Source organism: Burkholderia sp. YHN3-13, from assembly GCF_055810675.1.
This window is the reverse complement of record NZ_JBVVNQ010000075.1, coordinates 1-1,139: the sequence shown is the minus strand read 5'-3', so window position 1 is coordinate 1,139 and position 1,139 is coordinate 1. Positions and strand designations below refer to the sequence as shown.

2 protein-coding genes are annotated in these 1,139 nt (G+C 64.1%); both read right to left on the bottom strand.

The features are described from left to right. A partial coding sequence (locus tag AC0KUR_RS37910; protein ID WP_473377392.1) for an ATP-binding cassette domain-containing protein occupies positions 1–371 on the bottom strand: 371 nt, incomplete at its 3' end. A 24-nt stretch (positions 372–395) separates the two neighbouring features. Then, a partial coding sequence (locus AC0KUR_RS37905) for a branched-chain amino acid ABC transporter permease (protein WP_473377391.1) occupies positions 396–1,139 on the bottom strand: 744 nt, incomplete at its 5' end.

Below are 1,139 nucleotides of genomic sequence, written 5' to 3'. Positions count from 1 at the left end.
GCCGGCGTCTGGAACACCGCGCCGAGCAGCCCGTGCTTGGTGCGCACGTGGCGGCCCACCATCACGTTCTCGAGCGCCGTCATCCCGCCGAACAGGCGGATGTTCTGGAACGTGCGCGCGATGCCGGCCTTGGCCACCTGGTGCACGGCCGTCGGCGTGTAGTTCTGGCCGTCCAGCTTGAAGTCGCCGGAATCCGGCGTGTAGAGGCCCGTGATCACGTTGAAGAACGTCGTCTTGCCGGCGCCGTTCGGGCCGATCAGGCCGTAGATCTCGCCTTCCTTGATCTGCAGGCCGACGTCTGACAGTGCCTGCAGGCCGCCGAAGCGTTTGTTCACGCCCTGCACGGACAGTCGGATTTGCTTGTCGCTCATGTGTATATCCCCTGTGTCCGTCGATTAAGCGCGCACCGGCTTCTTGCTGTTGCGCTTCGCCAGTTTCGCGATCTTGTCCTCATGCTTCGGCGCGGGCCACAGGCCTTCCGAGCGGTACAGCATGATGACGACCATCGCGAGGCCGTACAGCGCCTGACGGATCACTTCCGTATCGACGATGTCGTGGCCGAACAACGCATGCTGCAGCGGGCTCATCGTCGAGCGCAGGAATTCCGGGAAGATCGCGAGCAGCACCGCACCCAGGATCACGCCCGGGATGTGGCCCATGCCGCCGAGCACCACGCAGGCGAGCACCACGATCGATTCCCAGAACGTGAACGATTCCGGCGACACGAAGCCCTGGAACGAGCCGAACATCGCGCCCGACAGGCCGCCGAACGACGCGCCCATCGCGAACGCGAGCAGCTTCACGTTACGGGTGTTGATGCCCATCGCCTTCGCCGCGATCTCGTCTTCGCGGATCGCTGCCCACGCACGGCCGATACGCGAGTGCTGCAGGCGCGTACAGACCCAGATCACCAGCAGCGAGCACAGCACGAACAGGTAGTAGTACATGTAGACCGACGGCAGCTGCAGGCCGAACAGCGAGTGCGTCTGCGACAGGTTGAAGCCGCCGACATGCACCGGATCGATGCCCGTGATCCCCTTCGGGCCGTTGGTGATGTTCACCGGACGGTCGAGGTTGTTCATGAAGATCCGGACGATTTCACCGAAGCCGAGCGTCACGATCGCCAGGTAGTCGCCGCG